A 258-nucleotide genomic window follows, 5' to 3' on the forward strand; every position below is an offset into this window, starting at 1 on the left:
GAATTGAAGGATTACTTCACTAAAATCGATCGGAGATGCATCTCATGGATCCCAAATCGCTTCGCGCCTTTCACCGGATCGCGGCGCTCGGAAGCTTCCGCCTCGCGGCCGAGGAGCTGAATTACGCCCAGTCCACGGTAACGATGCAGATTCAGCGGCTCGAAGAGGATCTCGGCGTCGTTTTGTTCGAGCGTGCCGGCGGGCTTCGGCTGACCGAAGAAGGCCGTTTGCTCAGGGAGAGGAGTCTGCCCATTCTTC

Annotated in this window: 1 protein-coding gene; it reads left to right on the plus strand. The window is 57.8% G+C overall.

Annotated features, from left to right (window positions below; translation table 11 throughout):
* Window positions 1–44: 44 nt before the first annotated feature.
* Window positions 45–258, plus strand: a 214-nt coding sequence (locus NLU14_RS22360) for a LysR family transcriptional regulator (RefSeq protein ID WP_275710750.1), incomplete at its 3' end; no start/stop codon positions are given.

This window comes from Marinobacter iranensis, assembly GCF_029207565.1.
GTDB classification, from domain to species: domain Bacteria; phylum Pseudomonadota; class Gammaproteobacteria; order Pseudomonadales; family Oleiphilaceae; genus Marinobacter; species Marinobacter iranensis.